At 61.3% G+C, this 20,688-nt stretch carries 22 protein-coding genes and 1 riboswitch; of the genes, 16 read left to right on the top strand and 6 right to left on the bottom strand.

From position 1 onward, the window contains the following. Positions 1 to 466 precede the first annotated feature (466 nt). From R4P70_RS30195 to R4P70_RS30175, 5 genes are all read left to right on the top strand, one after another. On the top strand, positions 467 to 1,324 hold the full coding sequence (locus tag R4P70_RS30195; protein WP_019747219.1) for a siderophore-interacting protein: 858 nt from the start codon (positions 467 to 469) through the stop codon (positions 1,322 to 1,324). Positions 1,325 to 1,364: 40 nt separating this feature from the next. After that, positions 1,365 to 1,546, top strand: a riboswitch (cobalamin riboswitch). A 57-nt stretch (positions 1,547 to 1,603) separates the two neighbouring features. Further along, the gene (locus R4P70_RS30190) at positions 1,604 to 2,617 is read left to right on the top strand and encodes an ABC transporter substrate-binding protein (RefSeq protein WP_317833349.1); all 1,014 of its coding nucleotides are present in this window, start codon (positions 1,604 to 1,606) and stop codon (positions 2,615 to 2,617) included. Next, positions 2,618 to 3,370, top strand: a complete 753-nt coding sequence (locus tag R4P70_RS30185; RefSeq protein WP_020906482.1) for a class I SAM-dependent methyltransferase — start codon at positions 2,618 to 2,620, stop codon at positions 3,368 to 3,370. Continuing rightward, positions 3,367 to 4,407, top strand: a complete 1,041-nt coding sequence (locus R4P70_RS30180) for a FecCD family ABC transporter permease (RefSeq protein ID WP_317833346.1) — start codon at positions 3,367 to 3,369, stop codon at positions 4,405 to 4,407. Before R4P70_RS30185 ends, R4P70_RS30180 begins: the two co-directional genes overlap by 4 nt. Next, on the top strand, positions 4,404 to 5,177 hold the full coding sequence (locus tag R4P70_RS30175; protein WP_019747215.1) for an ABC transporter ATP-binding protein: 774 nt from the start codon (positions 4,404 to 4,406) through the stop codon (positions 5,175 to 5,177). The genes R4P70_RS30180 and R4P70_RS30175 overlap by 4 nt, the downstream gene beginning before the upstream one ends. A gap of 15 nt (positions 5,178 to 5,192) precedes the next feature. On the opposite strand, the gene R4P70_RS30170 is transcribed toward R4P70_RS30175, so the two are convergent. Beyond that, positions 5,193 to 7,553 (bottom strand): arylsulfatase, encoded by a 2,361-nt coding sequence (locus tag R4P70_RS30170; RefSeq protein ID WP_317833344.1) that lies wholly within the window; start codon positions 7,551 to 7,553, stop codon positions 5,193 to 5,195. Between the two features lie 177 nt (positions 7,554 to 7,730). Here R4P70_RS30170 and R4P70_RS30165 point away from each other — a divergent pair, with 177 nt between their 5' ends. The 3 genes from R4P70_RS30165 to R4P70_RS30155 are packed head-to-tail and all read left to right on the top strand — an operon-like array spanning position 7,731 to position 9,926. After that, positions 7,731 to 8,708, top strand: a complete 978-nt coding sequence (locus R4P70_RS30165) for an HAD family hydrolase (protein WP_317833342.1) — start codon at positions 7,731 to 7,733, stop codon at positions 8,706 to 8,708. A gap of 12 nt (positions 8,709 to 8,720) precedes the next feature. Continuing rightward, complete coding sequence (locus R4P70_RS30160; protein WP_317833340.1) at positions 8,721 to 9,587, top strand: hypothetical protein; 867 nt, start codon at positions 8,721 to 8,723, stop codon at positions 9,585 to 9,587. Between the two features lie 18 nt (positions 9,588 to 9,605). Beyond that, a complete protein-coding gene (locus tag R4P70_RS30155; protein ID WP_317833338.1) occupies positions 9,606 to 9,926 on the top strand; it encodes a PPOX class F420-dependent oxidoreductase in 321 nt (106 codons plus the stop codon). A gap of 18 nt (positions 9,927 to 9,944) precedes the next feature. Here R4P70_RS30155 and R4P70_RS30150 read toward each other — a convergent pair whose 3' ends face one another. Beyond that, complete coding sequence (locus R4P70_RS30150; protein WP_020906476.1) at positions 9,945 to 11,321, bottom strand: WS/DGAT/MGAT family O-acyltransferase; 1,377 nt, start codon at positions 11,319 to 11,321, stop codon at positions 9,945 to 9,947. Between the two features lie 369 nt (positions 11,322 to 11,690). Here R4P70_RS30150 and R4P70_RS30145 point away from each other — a divergent pair, with 369 nt between their 5' ends. Further along, positions 11,691 to 12,563: a hypothetical protein gene (locus tag R4P70_RS30145; protein WP_069147093.1), complete on the top strand. Its 873-nt coding sequence runs from the start codon at positions 11,691 to 11,693 to the stop codon at positions 12,561 to 12,563. Positions 12,564 to 12,575: 12 nt separating this feature from the next. On the opposite strand, the gene R4P70_RS30140 is transcribed toward R4P70_RS30145, so the two are convergent. After that, a complete protein-coding gene (locus R4P70_RS30140; protein WP_020906474.1) occupies positions 12,576 to 13,034 on the bottom strand; it encodes a MarR family winged helix-turn-helix transcriptional regulator in 459 nt (152 codons plus the stop codon). Positions 13,035 to 13,096: 62 nt separating this feature from the next. Between R4P70_RS30140 and R4P70_RS30135 the strand changes: the two genes are divergently transcribed. Continuing rightward, entirely contained in the window at positions 13,097 to 13,972 is an 876-nt protein-coding gene (locus R4P70_RS30135; protein WP_019747204.1) for a haloalkane dehalogenase, read from the top strand. Between the two features lie 168 nt (positions 13,973 to 14,140). Beyond that, positions 14,141 to 14,779: a PAS and ANTAR domain-containing protein gene (locus R4P70_RS30130; RefSeq protein ID WP_019747203.1), complete on the top strand. Its 639-nt coding sequence runs from the start codon at positions 14,141 to 14,143 to the stop codon at positions 14,777 to 14,779. A 150-nt stretch (positions 14,780 to 14,929) separates the two neighbouring features. Here the strand turns inward: R4P70_RS30130 and R4P70_RS30125 are convergent, their stop codons facing one another. Next, positions 14,930 to 15,076, bottom strand: coding sequence for a hypothetical protein (locus tag R4P70_RS30125; protein ID WP_019747202.1), 147 nt, complete (start codon positions 15,074 to 15,076; stop codon positions 14,930 to 14,932). 185 nt (positions 15,077 to 15,261) lie between these two features. Between R4P70_RS30125 and R4P70_RS30120 the strand changes: the two genes are divergently transcribed. The 4 genes from R4P70_RS30120 to R4P70_RS30105 are packed head-to-tail and all read left to right on the top strand — an operon-like array spanning position 15,262 to position 18,433. Next, positions 15,262 to 16,449: a zinc-dependent alcohol dehydrogenase gene (locus tag R4P70_RS30120; protein WP_317833334.1), complete on the top strand. Its 1,188-nt coding sequence runs from the start codon at positions 15,262 to 15,264 to the stop codon at positions 16,447 to 16,449. Positions 16,450 to 16,499: 50 nt separating this feature from the next. Beyond that, positions 16,500 to 17,027 carry an SRPBCC family protein gene (locus tag R4P70_RS30115; RefSeq protein WP_020906471.1) on the top strand — a complete coding sequence of 176 codons (528 nt, stop codon included), beginning with the start codon at positions 16,500 to 16,502 and terminating at the stop codon, positions 17,025 to 17,027. Between the two features lie 51 nt (positions 17,028 to 17,078). Continuing rightward, positions 17,079 to 17,654 (top strand): TetR/AcrR family transcriptional regulator, encoded by a 576-nt coding sequence (locus tag R4P70_RS30110; protein ID WP_020906470.1) that lies wholly within the window; start codon positions 17,079 to 17,081, stop codon positions 17,652 to 17,654. A gap of 8 nt (positions 17,655 to 17,662) precedes the next feature. Further along, positions 17,663 to 18,433 carry a glucose 1-dehydrogenase gene (locus R4P70_RS30105; RefSeq protein WP_003945779.1) on the top strand — a complete coding sequence of 257 codons (771 nt, stop codon included), beginning with the start codon at positions 17,663 to 17,665 and terminating at the stop codon, positions 18,431 to 18,433. A gap of 44 nt (positions 18,434 to 18,477) precedes the next feature. Here the strand turns inward: R4P70_RS30105 and R4P70_RS30100 are convergent, their stop codons facing one another. Continuing rightward, positions 18,478 to 18,963, bottom strand: coding sequence for an RNA polymerase subunit sigma (locus tag R4P70_RS30100; protein WP_021343112.1), 486 nt, complete (start codon positions 18,961 to 18,963; stop codon positions 18,478 to 18,480). Positions 18,964 to 19,012: 49 nt separating this feature from the next. Next, positions 19,013 to 19,351 carry a hypothetical protein gene (locus R4P70_RS30095; protein ID WP_021333190.1) on the bottom strand — a complete coding sequence of 113 codons (339 nt, stop codon included), beginning with the start codon at positions 19,349 to 19,351 and terminating at the stop codon, positions 19,013 to 19,015. Between the two features lie 285 nt (positions 19,352 to 19,636). On the opposite strand from R4P70_RS30095, the gene R4P70_RS30090 reads away from it, so the two are divergent. Then, a complete protein-coding gene (locus R4P70_RS30090) occupies positions 19,637 to 20,524 on the top strand; it encodes an SAM-dependent methyltransferase (protein WP_317833329.1) in 888 nt (295 codons plus the stop codon). The last annotated feature ends 164 nt before the right edge of the window (positions 20,525 to 20,688 follow it).

The raw sequence follows: 20,688 nt of genomic DNA, 5'->3' as shown, positions 1-20,688 counted from the left end.
CGAAAACGAGTTGGCTGGTAATCCAGGCTCGGCGGCGCCGACACTCACAACTCACCCGCGAGAAACTTCAGGTACGGGAAATACGCAGCACTGCAACAGGTGTGGCACTGCGAAATCTCAGCGAGGTAATGCTCGCCGAAGTGGCGAATGTCAGACGGATCCGGCCGGTGCGGCCAAGGCTCTTTCGATCCAGACAAGACCAGAGGGGCGGCGGTCGATCGCCTTACGCCCCCGGCGGAATGTCGCTACGCCGAATCGGGCCGTGCGCAGTGCACGGCCGGAATCGAGAGTACAGCGGCGTATGGACATCACAGGCACCGTAGCAGCGCGAGTACAAGTCGCTCAAACGCGTTGTTCGCGACGCAGGTTTGATTCAGGTAATCAGATGTCACTTCTGGACAACTGTGCCGACTTAGGCAGCACTAACCTGATGGCATCTCGAAAACCCGATCCAGGAGCACAGTCGATGACACATGCAGACGCCACGAGCACAACAACTCCCCGGGCGAGCGTCCTACGAACCGCTGACCACAATCGCGGACTCAACGACGTTCTCGCCGTCGTCGAAGCAATGGAGCGACCGAGCGACCACCTGCTGCGGATCACGGCTCGTTTGACGGAGTCGACCGACGATCCGACCTGGTCACGCCCGAACGTCACCGTACGAATGAATCTCGGGCCCAATTTCGACGACGCTTCGCGTGTGTACACGGTGCGTTCCTACGATTCCGCCACCGGATCGATCGTCATCGACGTGGTCCTGCACGGACAGACCAGCCCGATGATGAGGTGGGCAGCGGCGTTGACCATCGGTGACACCTTCGGTCTCACCGGTCCGCGACCACACTTCTTGGTCCCCGACGTTCCAGGTCGACGGATCGCACTTTTTCTGGACGGCACCGCAATACCTGCGCTGTACTCGATCATCGAGCAGCTACCTACCGACGTGGTCGGAATCGGCTGGGTCACAACAGATGACGAGGTCGCTTTCGCCGAACTGCCCGCCCTCCCCGGCCTGGAGCTTCACCGCGTGAGCGCAGATCTCGCCGAGCCCGACGGCCCACTGGCGGTACGAGCACGCGAGCTCGCCGATCCCGCGAGCTACGTCGTGTGGGGAGCCGGTGAACGCAACGAGATGCGCGCAATCCGTAAGCACTTTCGGTCGACCGTCGGACTCGACAAAGACGACGTCGCGATATTCGGTTACTGGAAGCGCGGCATCAGCAACACCGAAATCGACCTCCGTCGGCGCGAGAACTACGAGCGAATCCTCGCCGGCGGTGGAACCCTGACCGACATCGACGACCTGGCCATCGAGATCTGATCGCGTACACCGGCCGACCTGACCGGCCGTGCACTGCGGTGATAAGTTCCTCTGTGCCAGCGGACCTCCACACAGGGGGTCAGGGAATCCGGTGTGAATCCGGAACTGACGCGCAGCGGTGAGGGTGACCGCCCGGGCTTACGCCACTGGATGAAAATCTGGGAAGGCGCTCGGGTGGGGCGATCTCGAGTCCGAATACCGGCTGGCAGCAGGGGTCAACAGGCGCCTGTTCACACGGTAACGGGCTCCGCGAACGAGCCCCTGCGAGAACGAGATTCCATGCGTCTGTCCAGACTTCGCCTACCCGCCGCTGCCGTCGCGGCCTTGTTGAGCGCGTCGTTGGTTGCCTGCTCCTCCGACGACAGTGCTGCCCAACAATCCAACTCTTCCGAACAATCGCGCGTGACAGTCCAGAACTGTGGCCGAGACGTCACGGTGGAGCGACCGATCGAACGGGCGATCGCGGTAAATCAGCCTGCGGCCGAAATGCTGTTCGCACTGGGAGTGCAGGACCGGATGGCCGGCTACGCCATGAGCGACGACGACGTACTCCCCGAATTACGTGAGGCACGCAGTCAGGTTCAAGCTTTCGACACCGAGTTCCCGTCGTTCGAGAGTGTCCTAGAACGCGAACCGGACATGGTCTACACGACCTTCAATTACACGTTCACCTCGGAAGGCATCGCCGACCGGACCAAGTTCACCGACCTCGGGGTCGCGACGTACCAGTCGCCCAGCGAGTGCACCGGTCAGGATGCCGAGCAGAGCAAGGCCCTCACACTCGACGACTTGTACGCCGAAATCGGCGACGTGGCAACACTGTTCGACGTCAAGGACAAAGGTGTCGGGCTGACCGAGAGTTTGAAGGATCGCGCGGCCACCGCCACGGCGTCGCTGGGAGCCGAAAACGTGACGCTGGCGTGGTGGTACGCAGCCACGAAGACTCCGTACTTCGCCGGGTGCTGCGGTGCACCGGGAATCATGACCGACGCGGTGGGCGCGAAGAACGCCTTCGACGACAACAAACAGTACTGGCCCGAAATCGGTTGGGAGAGTGTGCTCGATCGAGACCCGACCGTGCTGGTGCTCGCAGATCTCGACCGCGGCGGAGACGGCGACAGTGCCGCAGACAAGATCGCGTTCCTCGAATCGGACCCGGTCGCCAGCAAGCTCACCGCAGTGAAGAACAAGCGTTACATCATCCTCGAGGGAACGACGATGGATCCCTCGATCCGCAATGTCGGTGGCATCGAACAGCTCTCCGACGGGCTGCGCCAGTTGGGTGTGGTCTAGATGTCCGCGGAGATCAGTGAACTGGTGCGTCAGTGGGACGACCAGCAGGCGGCATACATCGCCGACCGCGAAAAGCGATTCGACGCGATTCTCGACGTTCTCGAATTGCAGTACGCGCACACCCCGTTCACGGTTGTCGACCTGGCCTGCGGACCGGGCTCACTGAGCGCCCGGATCCTCGAGAAGTTCAAGCACGCGAGCGTTGTGGGGATCGATTACGACCCGATGCTGCTGGAAGTCGCCCGTCAGTCGTCGACTCGTTTCGGTGACCGACTGCAGCTGGTCGACGCAGACCTGCTGAGCACCGATTGGCCGACTTCGGTGACTGCACCGGTGCAGGCGATAGTGTCGACAACTGCGCTGCACTGGTTACAACCGCAACAGCTCGTCGAGGTGTACCGGCAGTGCCGCGAACTGCTGAGCCCTGACGGAGTCCTGCTCAACGGTGATCACTTCCGCTTCGACAGCCGCTCCCCCGTCATCGGTCGATGGGCGAAGGCTCACGACGAGCAGACGCAACGCTCCGCCTTTGCTGCCGGCGCTCCCGAGTGGGACAGCTGGTGGGAGGAGTTGCGGGCAACTCCCGGCATCGGACCACTGACCGACGAGCGTGAGCGCAGATTCGCCGGACGCGACGCTACCGCGCCCACTGCCGTCGACTTCCAGTTGGCGGCGCTCGCGCAAGCAGGTTTTCGAGAGTCGGGAACGGTCTGGCAACTGTTCGACGACTACGTGGTCTACGGCGTGAGATGACGACAAGAGTTCGCCTGCGTGACAACCCGACGACCGTCACCCTGCTGTGGGTGATCGGTGTTGTCACGCTGGCCGGGTCGGCCGCCGTGGCGATCACGTTGGGGCCGGCCGGTCTGTCGGTCGGTGAGGTGGCCTCGATCGTCGTCGGCCATCTCGGCGGTACCGCGGCGGACGTCACCCCTATCCGCGACGGCATCGTGTGGGATCTTCGTCTGCCACGTACTCTGCTCGCCGCGCTCTGCGGTGCGGGCCTCGGGCTGTGCGGGGCGATCATGCAGTCTCTGCTTCGCAATCCACTGGCTGATCCATTTGTCCTCGGTATCTCGTCCGGCGCCTCGACCGGTGCCGTACTGATCGTGATCCTCGGAGTCGGGTCGGGGGTGATCGGCTTGTCGAGCGGCGCCTTCATCGGCGCGGTGATCTCCTTCGCCCTTGTGTTGCTGCTCGCCCATGCGGCCGGCGGCACGCCGGATCGGGTGATCCTGGCCGGAGTCGCCGCGACCCAAATGTTCTCCGCGCTCACCTCGTTCATCGTGATCACCTCGGCCGATCCCGAGCAGACCCGGGGCGTGATGTTCTGGCTCCTGGGCTCACTCGGCGGCGCCGACTGGCTCGACGTCGCGCTCTGCGCTGCGGTGGTCGCCGTCGGCCTCGTGGTCTGTCTGACTCACTCCCGCGCACTCGACGCCTTTGCCTTCGGCGAGGACGCGGCGTCGTCGCTGGGGGTGAACGTGTGGCGAGTGCGCGTGACCCTGTTGTTGGCAACAGCTTTGATGACGGCGGTGATCGTGAGCGTCGCAGGCGCCATCGGCTTTGTGGGCCTCGTCCTCCCGCATGCGGCACGGGCTCTCGTCGGTCCGAGCCATCGGCGACTGCTGCCCGCGTCCGCACTGATCGGCTCGATCTTCCTGGTCTGGGTCGACGCTGTGGCACGTACAGCCATTGCGCCGCAGGAACTCCCGGCCGGTGTGGTAACCGCGTTGGTCGGCGTGCCTGCGTTTGCCGTCATCCTCTGGAGACGAAAGGCCAGGCCATGACACTCGAAGCGGCCGGCGTCAGCTGGCGGGTCGGCGGGGCGCTCATAGTCGACGCCCTCGACGTGTCCCCCACCGTCGGAAGTACGGTGGGGCTTCTCGGCCCCAACGGTTCGGGAAAATCGACACTGCTGAAACTGCTTGCCGGGCAGAACCGTCCGACAATCGGGGAGGTGACTCTGGACCGAACTCCGTTGCCTGATTGGAAACGCCGAGATGTCGCGCGTCGGATTGCCACCGTCGATCAGCACAGCAACACGGAGATCGACCTGACGGTAGCCGAGGTCGTCGAATTGGGACGCACCCCGCACCGCGGATTGTGGGGCGGGCATTCAGGTTCCGACCGCGACGCCGTCCGCGCGGCGATCGAACACACCAACCTCTCCGGGATGCTCGACCGGTCGTGGCACACCCTGTCCGGCGGGGAGCGCCAACGCGTGCAGATCGCGCGCGCCCTCGCTCAGGAACCTCACGAGTTGCTGCTCGACGAACCGACCAATCACCTGGACATCAACCATCAACTCGAATTGCTCGCGCTCGTGCGTCGCCTGCCCACCACCACGATCATGGCATTGCACGATCTGAATCTGGCCGCCATGTTCTGCGATTCGATAGTGATGCTGAACCGTGGCTCCATCGTTGCCCACGGAAGCCCGACCGAGGTCCTCACCGCCGACCTGATAGCCGAGGTCTACCAGGTCGATGCCGAAGTCCGCCTGGACGGTCCCGGCGGAGTACCCACCGTGAGATACCTTCCACCCAGCTCGGATTAGACGCACGCAGATCTGTCATTCACGCGAGAGCATCGCCACTGCTTCGCGTTCGAGGTCGACGTACGGTTCCCCACTGACGTCGATCGCCACCCGGCTGAGCGTTCCACCGGTAAACGCCCATGGTGAGGTACCCGGGTAGTCGTCGGTCACAGGCTCCCCGCTGTCACGGCCAGCATTGAGCCCTTCGCCGCCGCCGATGCTGAACTTGCCTGGCTGAGTGCGGATTCTGCCCTCACCGACTTTACGATCGCCGTAGTAGAGGCCGAGCACCCCGTGCGCAGTGCCCGGCGGATCCTCACCTTCCTTGTCGAAAGTTGCTGCCAAGATTACATTTTCGCCGATGGGAAGGTCTTCGGTGGCATCGATCTTCTGCTGTTCACTGCCGAGGAAGTTGTACACGTAATGCAGTCGGCTGTCCTTGACGTACAGCGAGTGACCACCGAACCTGCCGCCATGCGAGAACAGCACACCGGCCGCACCAGGTTCGGCCAAGTCGACAACTGCCCCGATCGAGTATGAACGATTACGAAGGTTGACAGCGACGGCTTCCGGTACCTCGGCTCCCCCTGGACGGTAGACGTACCGGTTGCGCGGCGGAGCCAGCTGGGGGCGAGGTGTGGTGAGGAGTTCGACACCTGACCGATCATCCAGTGGCAGAGCTTGATTGGCGCCGGCCTCGTGGAACCACAACCCCACGAGCTCGGCGAGCCTGCCGGGTTCTTCGCCGGAAAGGTTCCGGAGCTCGGCTCGGTCCACCTCCGTGTGGTAGAGCTCCCAGGTGTCTTCGGAGAAATGACCCCACCCGCTCAGAGTCGGGTGCGTGGTGACGGCCTTCCACCCGTCATGCCAAATCCCTCGTCCTCCGAGCATCGAATAGAACTGGGTGTGCTTGGCGGTGGGGATGTTGCCGGCGTCGAAGCTGTACCGCATGCTCACGCCTTGGATCGGGTGCTGGGTGTATCCCTTCACCGTGTCGGGCAAGTCGACACCGACGCAGTCGAGCAGAGTCGGGACGACGTCGATGGCATGGTGGTACTGATCTCGAATCTCGCCTCGGGCGTCGATGCCCTCCGGCCACGAGATGATGCAGGGGTCGCAGGTTCCGCCGTTGAACGAGTACCGCTTCCACATCTTGAAGGGCGTGTTGAACGCCATCGCCCACCCGTTGGGATAGTGGTTGTACGTCTCGGTGCTGCCCAACTCGTCCAGCTTTGCCAGGTTCTCGGCGAGGTCGTCGGGTACCCCGTTCGCGATTTTGTTCTCGTTGACTGAACCGTCGGGTCCGCCCTCACCACTGGCACCGTTGTCGGAAACCACCACGATGATCGTGTTGTCCAGCTGCTCGATTTCTTCGAGGTATTCGAGCAGGCGTCCGATCTGATCGTCGCAGTGCGAGAGGAAGCCCGCGTACACCTCCGCCATCCGTGAGAACAGTCGTTGCTCGTCAGCGGAGAGGGTGTCCCAGGGGCGGGTGAAATCCAGCGGCGGGAACGGTTTGCCGTCAGGTCCGGTGCGGGTGTCAGGAGTGCCTATCGGGTTGAGTGAGGGCAGAGTCGTGTCGTTCGGGACAAGTCCCATGTCCTTCTGCCTCGCCAGAATCTCATCCCGCATGGCTTCGTACCCTGCGTCGAACCTGCCCGCGTAGCGATCGGCCCATTCGCGGGGCGCGTGATGTGGAGCGTGTGCGCACCCGGGTGCGTAGTAGAGAAATACAGGCCGGTCCGGAGCTATCGACTTCACGTCGCCGATGTATTCGAGCGCTCTGTCGGTGATGTCGACGCTGAAGTGATACCCCTCTTCCGGCGTCGACGGCTGTTCGACGGGGTGGTTGTCGTGGACGAGGTCGGGATACCACTGATTGGTCTCGGCACCGAGAAAACCGTAGAACCGCTCGAATCCGCGACCGACCGGCCAATTCCGTTTCGTGGAAGCAAGATTCATCTCGTCTTCGGCGCAGAGGTGCCATTTCCCGACCATCGCGGTACTGAACCCCTGCTCGACCAGAACCTCGGCGAGCGTGGCACATTCGGGAGGGATGTGACCGTTCCCGCCAGGAAACCCGACCGCGCACTCACTGATGCAAGCCATTCCGTTGGTCGTGTGGTTCCGGCCAGTGAGCAGACACGATCGCGTCGGTGAGCACAGCGCTGTGGTGTGCCACTGCCCGTACCGCAATCCGTTGCCCGCGATGCGGTCGATGTTCGGCGTCTCGATCGGTCCCCCGTAGCAACCCAAGGCGCCGAATCCGACGTCGTCGAGAACGATGTAGAGAATGTTAGGCGTGCCGGCGGCAGCCTTCGGCTGCTCGTACGGGCTCCAGTCGGGAATCGAATCGCGAATATCGAGGTTGACGACGCCTTTGAATGCGTTGGCCATGACCTGGCTCCTTGTAGGTGATCTGAATGCCAGCCTCTACGGCTGCATGGTCAATCGCATACCCCGATTGTGCTCACCGAAGCGCTGTCGCCCGAAATGGGCGATGCCATCTTCGGCAGGAGGTCCGAGTATGAAAGTGCTGGGTCTGTCATCGCCTCACTGGAAGCCAGGGACCACATGAGCAGTCAATTCGTTGAAGCCTCCACCTCCGATAACCCTGACCCGCTTCCGAGCTGGCAGGACGGCACGCCGAAACAGGCCATCAGGCAATTCGTCGAACGCGCGACGACTGAGGGAAGTCCGGACGAAATCGCACCGGAAGACCGGATCGCAGTCTTCGACAACGACGGAACTCTGTGGTGTGAGAAGCCGATGCCGATCCAACTCGACTTCATCTTGCGCCGCCTCGTCGAGATGACCAACCAGGATCCGACTCTTCGCAACCGTCAACCGTGGCAGGCGGCCTTCGAGCAGGACTACGCCTGGTTGAACGATGTGATCTCGAAGCACTATCGCGGCGACGACAGCGCACTGAAGGTGCTCGCGGCCGGTGTCCTGGCGGCATTCGCCGAAGTCACAGTCGACGAATTCGAAACCCACGCCGATACCTACCTGCGCACTGCTTCGCATCCCACTCTCGATCGCGAATATTTGCACTGCAGCTATTCACCCATGGTGGAGTTGCTCGATTACCTTGCGGCCAAAGGCTTCTCCAACTACATAGTCTCTGGCGGCGGACGTGATTTCATGCGGCCGATCAGTCAGGAGGTCTACGGCATCCCCCGAGATCGCGTCATCGGCAGCGGCGTGGCATTGACGTGGAAGGACGACGGCCACAGCGGCACGATCCTTCGTCAGCCCCAAACCGATGTCGTCGACGACGGGCCGGCCAAGCCCGTACAGATATGGAACCGAATCGGTCGACGACCTGTCATCGCGGCCGGAAACAGCAACGGTGACCTACCGATGTTGCAGTTCGCCGAACACCCGAACATTCCGGCACTTCGTCTTCTGGTGCTCCATGACGATCCGGAACGCGAGTTCGACTATGTGGACGGAGCCGAGCACGCACTCGACGCCTCGCGCACAAACGGGTGGACAGTGGTGAGCATCAAAAACGACTGGAAGACAGTCTTCGAACCACTCGCCGAATGACAGTATGGACGTGTGACCCTCGATGATGTCGCCGACGAACTCTACGGCCTCGACCCCGGCGAGTTCGTCGAGGCGCGTACAAAGCATGTGAAGGCTGCCAGGGAGGACAACGACCGCACACTGGCCGCGGAGATCGGAAAACTTCGGAAGCCAACCACCGTGGGATGGTTGGTCAATCTCATTTCGCGCAATCTATCCGAAGATCTGGATGCACTTCTCGCGCTTGGCGAATCGCTACGCGACGCCCAACGCCATCTCTCAGGTCAGGACTTGCGACGGCTGACGACACAGAGGCAGCAGGTGGTGCGAAGTCTCGCCCACAAATCCGGTGAGATCGCGGCTTCGCGTGGAAAGAATGCCGGCGAGGATGCGTTACGTGATGTCGCGCAGACCCTCAATGCCGCCCTGTCCGACGAGGAGACTGCCGCGCAGGTCCGACTCGGACGAGTTGTTACCGCTGCCAGTTACAGCGGTTTCGGGCCGGCGGGACTTGCTGTAGTGGAGGAGGATTCCGTACACGATGCCCCTGCGATCCACACCGAAGACAGCGCTCCGGCCAAATCCACTGCTCCGGATCGCAAGGCCGAACAAGCCAAGGCGAAAGCAGAATTGAAGGAAGCCAGGGCAGACCTCGAGAAAATCCGACGACGGGTCAAGGCCGAGACCGCCCAGTTCGAGGATGCCAGGTCAAAGCTGTCCGACCTCGACCGCCGCATCGAAGAACTCCGCGCCGATCTCGAACACGCAGAACAGGAACGACAGTTCGCCAAGAACACCGAGAAGGCTGCCGGCGTCGCGGTTCGAGAGTCCGAGGATGAGCTTCGCGAGGCCGAGCGCCGGGTCGACGAAGCAGAAGAGGGCCTTGACGAGACGAAATGAGTTGCACGTTCGGAGATCTTGACCTCTACAGCAGTTCCCCCGGATACAGCCACGATCGACATCAGCGGTTACAACATGACGGGCAGCCGTAAGTTTCACAATGTCGCGGAGAACGGGCGGGTCGCGTTTGTCGTGGACGACATCGCATCTGTAGATCCATGGCGGGTCAGGTGTGTCGAAATCCGTGGACGGGCAGAGGCTTTGGATGTTGCGGGTGTTGGTGCGCATGGTCTCGACGCACCGATCATCCGTATCCACCCCGAACGCATCATCAGCTTCGGCCTCGACGACAAAGAACTGGACGTCCACCAGTTGGTCGTGAACGGACGTGACGTCTGAATGCCCGAATCGAATTGATCAGCCTGCGGCGGCTTCTAGTTCACTCAGTGATTCCTCGAGGTGGCCCAGGAGCCGCTGCAGGTGCGGGACATTGCGGCGGCAACCGACGAGACCGAACTGCATGGTGTCCGCGTAGCCGATGACGGTGATGTTCATTGCCTGCCCGTCCAACGGAATCGATGCCGGATAGCAGCTCTCGAGCTTCGCGCCGTTCCAGTATCGCGTCGTCGTCGGGCCGGGGACGTTGGAAATCACCAGATTGAAGACTGGGCGCCCGGTGATCAGTCGGGATGAACCAGGGATCAGCGGCAACCCGAGGCCGGCAACATTCAATGCACTGAGCGCCGTGATCTGCAGGGGCGTCAGGCCCGACATCAGGGACTTGGCGCTACTCATCGAGTCGTGAACTCTCTGAAGTCTGGCCGCCGGATCCGCCAATTCGGTTGCCAGATCACACAACACCGCACCAACAGCATTGCCGGAAGCCTCACCCTCATCGCCTTTACGAAGTGATACCGGCACCATCGCGATCAACGGTTTGTCCGGCAACTCGTCCAGTTCGATCAGGTAACGCCGCAGCGCGCCCGCGCACATAGCCAACACCGCATCGTTGAGCGTCACGTCTGCGACGCAACTGACCTTGCGCAGGCGCTCGATCGGCCACGACTGCGCGGCGACACGCCTCGCGCCGGTGATCGGGACGTTGAAGATCGATTTCGGAGCAGCAAACGGTAACGGTGCGACGTGGTCCTTCACCGCCGAGGCAGCGGCGTTCACAATCGCAGGGCCCACCCCGACCACATCTTGCACGGTCTCGATCACGGAGCCCACCCGCCTCTGCAGGTCCAGCCCGCGACTGGCTCGAACCCGCCCCGAAGAAGGTCGCTGCGCCCACGGAGGCATCGATTCTCGATCGAGCGGGTCCGACGAGAGGCTGCGGTACCACGCCTGAACAGCAGACACACCATCCATGAGTGCATGGTGCGTCTTCATGTACACGGCAACTCGGCCGTCGGCGAGACCTTCGATCACATACGCCTCCCACAGCGGCCGATGCCGATCGAGCAGCGTGCCGTGGAGCATGGAGGTCAGCTCGAGCAATTCGCGGACTCGTCCCGGCTTGGGCAGCGCGAGCAACCGGACGTGATACTCGAGATCGACATCCGTGTCCTCCGTCCAACGCACCGGCGCGAAGTTCGACAAGAACTGCACCGGCTTGCGGCGGAAGAGGGGGCGAATCGAGTCGACGTCGGTGAGCGAACGGTAGAGCGACCTGGCGAATTCGCCGTCGTCTCCTTCCGGCGGAACGAAAAGCGACAGTCCACCGACGTGCATGGGATGCTCTCGTGACTCCATCAGCAGGAACATCGAGTCGAGCGGCAGCATCAGCGTCATGGCGATCCGTTCTCTCGGGCAGCTGCCCGGAGTACCGATCAGCCGCTGTTCGACAAAGTTACTCGCCCTGACTTCCCTCATTGGCGACTCCGACAAAACATTGCCCCCTCGATTTCGACAGGAGTCCGACATTCCCGTCGACGAACGCCTTTTCGGGTCGTAGCACCTCACAGAGATTCGTGGGTGAATGACGAGACACAGAGCACTGCAACAAATTTCAATCCTCACAGCCACAAGTAGTAGCGAAGGCGATCGCAGTAATACTTTTGTCGGAATTGTTTCAAATTGTCTGTACATCCAAGTCACACGTGACTACCGTCACTCATCATCACAATCCCGACTGGTCGGTTGTAACCAAAGGAGAAATACATGTCCCGACGTTCGACGTCGCGTGGGCTTTTCGGCGCACTCGCCACCGCAACTGTGTTCGCCACCGTCACAGCGGTGGGAAGCTTGTCAGCAGGTATTGCAGGAGCCGCCCCGGCAGCGGAGATCCCCTTCGGAGGTTGGGATTCATGTCCGATCGACAATCCCGAGACCAGCACCTGTATGGACGTCACGGTTACCGGCGGAAACATGAAGATCGGCAAGCTTTCCGTCGGCATTCCCGCCGGAGCGATGCGCATCGCAGGCGGAGTTGCCTACCGCGAGAATCCAGAGGCTGAATTCGGATTCGACCAAGTCTTCATCCCACCGAACGACAACAGTCGGGGGATCTACGCCGAACCTATCGACATCCCCGGGGGCGCACTCGGAATCGACCTACCATTCAACAATCTCTTCGGACTGAACAAGGCCTCGGCCACCGTCGAGTCGACGTCTGCACTCCCCACCGTGGATGCATTTCAGCTTGGCGTGAAGCTACCCGTCAAATTGAAGATCGCGAACCCTCTCCTCGGCGGCAAATGCTACCTGGGCTCGGACAGCAACCCCGTTCAACTCAACTTGGATGTGACCGAATACGGCGTCCTCGAAGAGGTTCCAGGTTTCCCGGATACTGCCGTCGTTCGAAACACCGGACACACCGGACAGCCCTTCGCCGTCCCGACAGCTTCCGGATGTGGCCCGTTCGGCGTTCTGAATCCAATCGTCAACTGGCGCGCCGGGCTTCCCTCGTCCACCACGTCCAACTCCCTCACCACGACGAGCGACGTCTACAACATCGGTGCCGACAGCCTCAGGCCCCAGCCGGCCGGCTCACCCGAACCTGCTGCCGTCGCCGCCGAACGTAGCGCCAAGTAAGTAGGTCGGACTTCATTCATCGCCGGCTTCGGTGGCGTCGAGTAACGCACCGAGGGCGCGGTGGAGCTCGGCCAGTTCCCGCCCACCGGTTTTCGTCAGCACTTCCGTATTCTTTGCATCCAATTGGCGGACAATGTCTTTAGCGAGTTCTATGACTCGTTTCCCCTCGTCACTGAGATCGAGGCAAACGGCTCGCGCATCGCGACTGTCTCGTTCGCTGACAACAAACCCGCTCTTCTCCAACGCTCGCACGAGCTTGGATATGTAAATTCGCTGCAACCCCGTGTGCGCGGCGAGTTCTCGCTGACTAGGCCTCTCCCCCGCACTCACCAGACCATGGAGAGACGCGAGCACCGAATACTGGGCGTGGGTCAACCCGAGGTGGGCGATCGCTCGGTCAACCCCCGCCCGCCAGCGCAAGCCAAGGTGCCACACCAGCGACCCCGTCGTCCATATTTCTCGATCTTGCATTCAAATAGAATACATGGCTACTATCTCAATTAGGGTACATGGAAACTATTTGAGGAGTCGCAATGCCCACAATTCCCGTGCTCGACTCGTCTGTGGCCTACCGCTCGTGCGGAGACGGAATACCCTTCGTACTTATCCACGGGAACCCCACATCCTCCTACCTGTGGCGAAACATCCTCCCGCAGATAGGAAATCTCGGCCAAGCGCTTGCCCCTGACCTCATCGGAATGGGCGCGTCGGGCAAACCGCCAATCGACTACGGTTTTCTCGACACCGCCCGCTACCTCGACGCATGGTTCGACCAGATGGATCTCGACGACGTCGTACTCGTCGGACACGACTGGGGCGGGGCACTTGCACTGGACTGGGCTGCCCGCCATCCCGAACGCGTTCGAGGTGTTGCCTTCTTCGAAACGATCCTGCGTCCGATGACCTGGGACGAGCACTTCCCGGGAGACGCACGAGCGCGGGTCGAGGCCCTGAGAGCTCCCGGTATCGGCGAGACCAAGGTACTCGACGAAAACTTCTTCCTCGAAATTGCGCTTCACAGAACAGTTCTCGGAGAACTGTCCGAAACCGATGCTGAAACCTATCGCGCCCCTTACCCCTCGCCGGAGAGTCGCCGGCCCCTTCTCGAGTGGCCACGGTCCTTCCCCGTCGAAGGAAGTCCCGGCGACGTGAATGCACGAGTGGCGGCGTACAGCGATTGGCTCGCAGAAAGCAGCGAGGTACCCAAACTCCTTCTCACCTTCAGCGGCCCCGCCGAACTTCTCATGATCGGACCTGACGAAGTCGCGTGGAGCCGATCGAATATCGCAAATCTCGAGGTGAAACAGTGCGGTCCCGCAGGACATCTCGCCCCCGAGGATCAGCCTGCGGCCATCGCGGCGGCGATCACCGAATGGACACAGCGGCAACACTGCTTCAGCCGCGACTGAAGTGGGACCGTCGCCACGTACTCTGAGCGCCGGTTTCCCCGACCCATGCGGTAGCGATCCAGACGGTGCTCCGAAATATGGGACCGACACCACCTCCGCCGGATTTGTCCGATATAACTAACTGGCGAGTACGCCGGTTGGGACGAGGTCGAGAACGAGGGGGCGTGTGTGGTGAACGAGGACGGGTTGGGGCGAACGTCGGGATCGGGGGCTCCACACCGGGTGGGCGGCTTTCTTTATCACCGCAACGGCGACCGGTGGGAGTGGTCGGACGAAGTCGCACGGATTCACGGATACGAACCCGACCAAGTGGCTCCGACGACGGAATTGATGCTCGCGCACAAGCATCCCGACGACCGAAGACACGTTGCCCAGACACTGCATGCCATCCGCACTTCAGGCGGCCCGTTCAGCAGCCGCCACCGCATCATCGACACCGCAGGGGACACTCACTCGGTAATCGTCGTCGGCGACAGCGTCGTGGACGAGTCGGGTGCTGTGGTCGGCAGCTCAGGCTTCTACATCGACGTCACCGAAACCCTGGACAGCACGGTGAAAGCATCTGTCGACGTGCTGGTCAACGAAATCACTGCTTCTCGCGGGGTGATCGAGCAAGCCAAAGGCATGCTCATGGTGATCTACGGAATCTCTGCCGATCGAGCTTTCGACATCCTCGTGTGGCGTTCGCAGGAGACCAACGTGAAACTCAGGGATGTTGCCGAGCAGTTGATAGTTCGCACGCTGGACGATTTCCGGGTCCCGACACTTCTGCGGACCCGGTTCGATCACTTGCTGTTACAGGGTTGAACTTCTAACCCGGCTGAACCACGAACTGGGAGATGCTTAAGGCGGTTCCCGTGGCTGGCTGCTCAACCTCGAGGAACCTCGCCCGCATTGATTCCGGGACGGTCCGATGCGGCCTATCCCCGTTGTTACCCAACGCGGAGTAAAAGGAAACTACTTGTCGTCAGACTTCTTCTCGGAGGTCTCCTCGACCAGTTCAGGCGCCTGTTCTCGAGTTGCCATTCCGCCGTCGCCGCCCTTGTCCACGGGCCCTGGGTGCCCACCCTTGGGCGACTGGTCGTTGTTGTCTTTCTCTGTCATGCGGTCATCCCCGTCATTTGGTCCTGTCAGTCATACGGCGTGCGGCCTTTCAGGAGCCTCGGCCCGCCTCCCTCTCAATCTAACGCTCTCAGCACTTCCCGCAACCCTCACCGGTTTTGTTTGCATTTCAGCGCTTTCGGGCAGGTGACTGCGAACAGCATTTCCGCGATGAGAGGTCGATCCCAGTGCGCGCAGTGACTTGGCAAGGCAAACGAAAAGTAAGCGTCGATACGGTTCCGGACCCGAAGATCGTCGAACCCAGTGACGCGATCATCAAGGTCACCACGACGAATATCTGCGGATCCGATCTGCACCTGTACGAGACTCTGGGTGCGTTCATGAATGCCGGCGACATTCTCGGTCATGAACCGATGGGCATCGTCGAAGAAGTCGGCTCGGAAGTCACGAATCTCGAGATAGGCGACCGCGTCGTGATCCCGTTCCAGATCTCGTGTGGCAACTGTTTCATGTGTGATTCGAGCCTCTACACACAGTGCGAGACGACTCAGGTCCGCGAGCAGGGAACGGGCGCAGCGTTGTTCGGCTTCTCCGAGCTGTACGGCTCGGTGCCAGGCGGGCAGGCCGAGTACCTTCGAGTACCGCAAGCACATTTCACACACATCAAAGTTCCCGAAGGTCCCGCGGATTCGCGATTCGTCTACCTCTCCGACGTGCTTCCCACAGCCTGGCAGTCGGTTGAATACGCCGACATCCCGCCGGGTGGGTCCGTGACCATCCTCGGTCTCGGACCGATCGGTGACATGGCGGCCCGCATCGCTCACCACAAGGGATTTCGAGTAATCGGCGTGGACCGTGTACCCGAACGCCTTGCACGCCTTGCCGAACGCGGGATCGAAACCCTCAATCTCGACGACTACGGCAGCAAGATCGGTGACGCAGTCAGAGATGCGACGAACGGCCGTGGAACCGATTCGGTGATCGATGCTGTCGGAATGGAAGCTCACGGGTCTCCGATCGGAAAGCTCGCGCAGCAGTTCGTCGGACTCCTTCCCGATGCTCTTGCCGCGCCTGCGATGCGTAACGCAGGAATCGATCGACTCGGTGCGGTCTATTCGGCCATCGACATCGTTCGGCGCGGGGGGACGATTTCTCTGATCGGTGTATACGGCGGCATGGTTGATCCACTGCCGCTGATGACTATGTTCGACAAGCAGATTCAGCTCAGGATGGGTCAGGCGAACGTCAAGAAGTGGGTAGACGACATCATGCCTTTGCTCACTGATGACGACCCACTCGGCGTCGACACCTTTTCCACTCATCAGCTGCCGCTCGATCAGGCGCCACACGCCTACGAGATCTTTCAGAAAAAGCAGGAAGGCGCGGTCAAGATCCAACTGAAACCGCACGGGTAATAATCAGCACCGCTTCCATCCACGTTCGACAGAAAGAAACTGAAACCGAAATGGCTCGCGAACTCACCGTCTCCGACAGCGTCGTCGTCAATGTCGACGCGCTTTCTCTCTATGAGCTCATCAGCGATCCCACTCGCATGGGCGACTGGAGTCCCGAAAACCTGGGAGCTACCTTGCGGGGAGACCGCGAAAGCGCTTTCCTGGGTATGGAGTTCGACGGGCACAACAAACGTGGGCGCGCGCAGTGGACCACAAGATGCACCGTCACCGCTGCCGACGCCGGGAAACTGTTCGAATTCCGTGTTCACAAGATCGGCCTTGCCACGCCACGAATCTCTGCCGCTATTGCAACCTGGCGGTACCGATTTCAGCCCGTCCCCGGCGGAACCCGAGTTACCGAAACGTGGATCGACGACAGACGGGGCTGGCCGGATTTTGCGGCCGACATATTCGACAAAGTTGCCACCGGCGGAAAGACGTTCGCCGACTTTCAGCGCGGCAACATCCGCAAGACGCTGCTGAATATCAAGAGCGCCGTTGAGCAGGAGGTATCCGGCATCGAAGGCAGCACCGGCTGACCGACCGGCACAGCTTGTGGCAGTTTCTGCCACTTTTGGTACAGTGCGGATATGGCAACAGCCCGCCGCACTGCACTACTTCTCCGCGTCTCGCAGAGTTGCGCTGCCGCTTTCGTCGAACGCGGCGACACTTCGACGACCATCGCGGAGCTCGCCGAACGGGCAGAAATCTCCGAGCGCACCTTCTATCGCTGCTTTGCCACCAAGGAAGAGAGCATCTGGCCGATGCTCGACGAGGGAAACCGCAGTCTTGCCACCGCCCTCAGCGCGCAATCCCGCGAATTCGGACTCTCAGCGGCAGTGAAGACGGCCTTTATCGCATCGGTCGGCGAGTCCTTCGAGCCGATGACTCGGTCACTGATGCCCATCATCTTCGGCGACGCGGCGCTCCGGAGAGTGTGGGAATCAGCAACTTTCGAGACGATGGAACTGATCCGCCCAGAAGTTGCACGTCTGATCGATCGGCCAGAAGGCTCGCTCGACACGACAGCGGCTTCGGGCCAGGCAACACTGGCGGTAGTGGCCGCACTGCGCGAGATGGCAGACCTCCGGACCCCCGCACCCAAGGCCATCACCCGCGCGCTCGGCGCGTTCTCGAAGCCATATCTCGCAACACCAACAGGTTAGGAACAATCATGACTCAGGATCTCTCCGGAAAAATCGTTCTCGTCACTGGCGGCGCACGCGGCCTGGGCGAAGCGTTTGCGCGCGGCATCGTCGCGGGTAACGGCCGCGTCGTCATCGGCGACCTACTCGACGACGACGGTCGAGCAGTGGCCGAATCTCTCGGCGACGCAGCACGTTACGTTCACCTCGACGTCACGGATCCGGCGTCTTGGAAGTCCGCCGCCGAGTACGCGGTATCCGAATTCGGCGCGATCAACGGTTTGGTCAACAATGCCGGAATCTCGGCTTCCGGCCAGACGGTCGCCGAAGAACCGCTCGAGACGTTCCAACGCATCATCCAGATCAACCTGGTGTCCGTACACACCGGTATCCACACGGTGGTGCCGTTCATGAAGGCAGCAGGCGGCGGATCCATCGTGAACATCTCCTCGGCCGCCGGCCTGATGGGCATGGCTCTGACCAGCGGTTACGGCGCAGCCAAGTGGGGCGTGCGTGGGCTGAGCAAGATCGCCGCCGTCGAACTCGGTCGCGACAAGATTCGGGTCAACTCCGTACACCCCGGCATGGTCCTCACCCCCATGACTGCGCCGACGGGCATCAGCCTCGAAGAGGGCGCATTCCCCAACAATCCGTATCGCCGTGTCGGTCGCCCGGAGGAGTTGGTCGGTGCGGTCACCTACCTACTTTCCGACGATGCCTCGTACACAACAGGTTCCGAGATCGCCGTCGACGGTGGTTGGACCGCCGGACCGTCGATCGAATACATCGCCGGCCAGTAAGGCAGGGATCCGTTCCCGCCTGAACCTGCGCATTCCGAACGTCCTCAGGTAGATACCAACGTCTCCCTGATTGCATTCGGAGAACTCAACTTTCGCAGGCGCTGCAGCGCACGATGCAGGTCGAGTGACACCTGGCCGGTCGTACGGGCGAGCGATGTTGCCGTCGCCTCACTGTCGAGGCCGACGATCAACCGCAACACCAGGACATCGCGTTCGACAACCGGGAGCGCTGTTGAAGGCGGGAGCGGCCCACTGCTGAACCGGTCGGATGCCGCCCGAGCAATCGCGACGCTTGTACTCACGTACAGCAGGCGCAGGAAAGGCTGATTCGCCGCCGATCCGTCACGAACTGCCGTGAGAACAGAGATGCATGCAGCATCCGCGGCGGAGTCGGAGACGGCCCGATCAAGCTCGGCGCGGCACCGCAGCACAACCATCGGGCGAAACACTGCGTACAAATCGGTCAAGGCTTCATGGCTACCGCTCCGTGCCGCGGCGGCCAACATCTCGAGCGAGCCTTCCTGCAACATGGGCTTACAATCTCTCTCTCGACCCGAAATTCGTCGTGTAGCCGGGGGATCAGCTGGATCCGAACAGTCCGGCGAAGGGGTTCACTGTCGGCGCGGGTGCCTGATCTTGCCCGCCTTGCCATTGGTTCTGATTGCCCCAGTCGTTGCCCTGATTCCAGTTACCACCCTGGTTCCAGCCGCCGTTTCCACCACGGTCCCAATCGTGCGAGTGATCGCCCCCCTGATCTCCGTACCAACTGTTATCGGCCTGTGTTACATCATGATTCACAGTATCTGCCGAGGCCGGTGCGGCGAGCACGGCAATGGGTACGGTCAATACCGCACCCGTCACCGCGAGCTTGGTCCAGAAGTACTTCCTACGTTGTTCCGGTGCGGATAGTCGTGTCATGATCGATCCCTTCTCCGAAGATTTCTCCAGACGCTCTCTGGCTGTCCCGAACGGGGCACACACCAGTGAAGTCCTGCATCCTGGCCGTCCACTGGCACAACCCTGGCAGATTCCTGGCAGGGCTGACTTCAAACCGAACGCCTTGCACTACAAAATGTTCCGATGCCGGCTCGTTGTTGTTCGCGCCCCAGTTCCGACCGTTCCGTTCCAGGCGGCAAGGGGTCGCTCGGGCGTAAAGTCGAGAGGGTTCGGCTCAGTCGTCCAGAGCGGAAGGACACCCAGAAAATGCGGAGCGATGGAGATACGTGGGACATCGTCAGTAGCGTCGGACTCACCGCGCTTGCAGTGGCGACCTTCCGCGCATTGGAAAGCGCCCGCTCGGACGCGATCATCGAAGACAAGTTCGCATCGTGGTTCGTAGAAGCTGCAGCGGAGCCGCATTTCACAGCTCTTCTGAAAGATCCGGCACTCCTCGACGACACACCCTTCGGCGGTTTCATGGGATTGCGAACCAGGTTCTTCGACGAATTCTTCTTGTCGTCAACCGAATCCGGAGTAAAGCAGGCGGTAATCGTTGCGGCGGGGTTGGATTCGCGTGCGTACCGGCTGGATTGGAACTCAGAATCCACAGTGTTCGAAGTAGATCAACCAAAGGTACTGGAGTTCAAAGCCGAAGTGCTCGCGGCGCGCGACGCCCAGCCGAAAACTGATCGACGCACTGTGCCTACGGATCTGCGCAACGACTGGCCGGCTGCGCTCACGGAGGCGGGTTTCGATCCGAAGGAACCTACTGCATGGTCCGCAGAAGGCCTGCTCGCTTATCTCCCCGGCCCGGCCCACGACGCCCTGTTCGAGCGGATCGACGAACTCTCGGCCACTGGTAGTCGGTTGGCAGTGAACGACTTTCCGGCCGGCACGGACCCGAAGAAGCTGGCGACCATCAGATCCAAGTACTTTGCCGAGAACCCGTTCGGAGACCTGGACATTTCGCAACTGTTCTACAGCGACAAACGATCCGATCCCGGCCGGTGGCTCACTGAACACAATTGGACCGTCCGACGCTTCAGCTCGGTGGAGTTGGCAGATCTGTACGATCGCCGGATTCCTGATCTCCCCGAAGAGATCGCCGCACTGTCGACGCAGCCTTCTTTCCTGGCCGCGACCAAGAACTAACTCGGGCAGTCCTCACGAAAGTTACTCGGGTGCAGTATTTCTCCGTTTTGTCCAGCTTCACTATGCGTGTCACCACGACAAGTAGTTGACGGTACTCGAGGATGAACCGATTCAGTACTTCAGGCTGAGTACGTCTACACCTCAGACGGACGCGCGCCGAAGAG

The sequence above is a fragment of the Rhodococcus sp. IEGM 1241 genome (assembly GCF_033142365.1).
In the GTDB taxonomy this organism is placed as follows: Bacteria; Actinomycetota; Actinomycetes; order Mycobacteriales; family Mycobacteriaceae; genus Rhodococcus_F; species Rhodococcus_F erythropolis.
The sequence above is the reverse complement of the archived record's forward strand: the minus strand, read 5'-3'. Positions and strand labels throughout refer to the sequence as shown.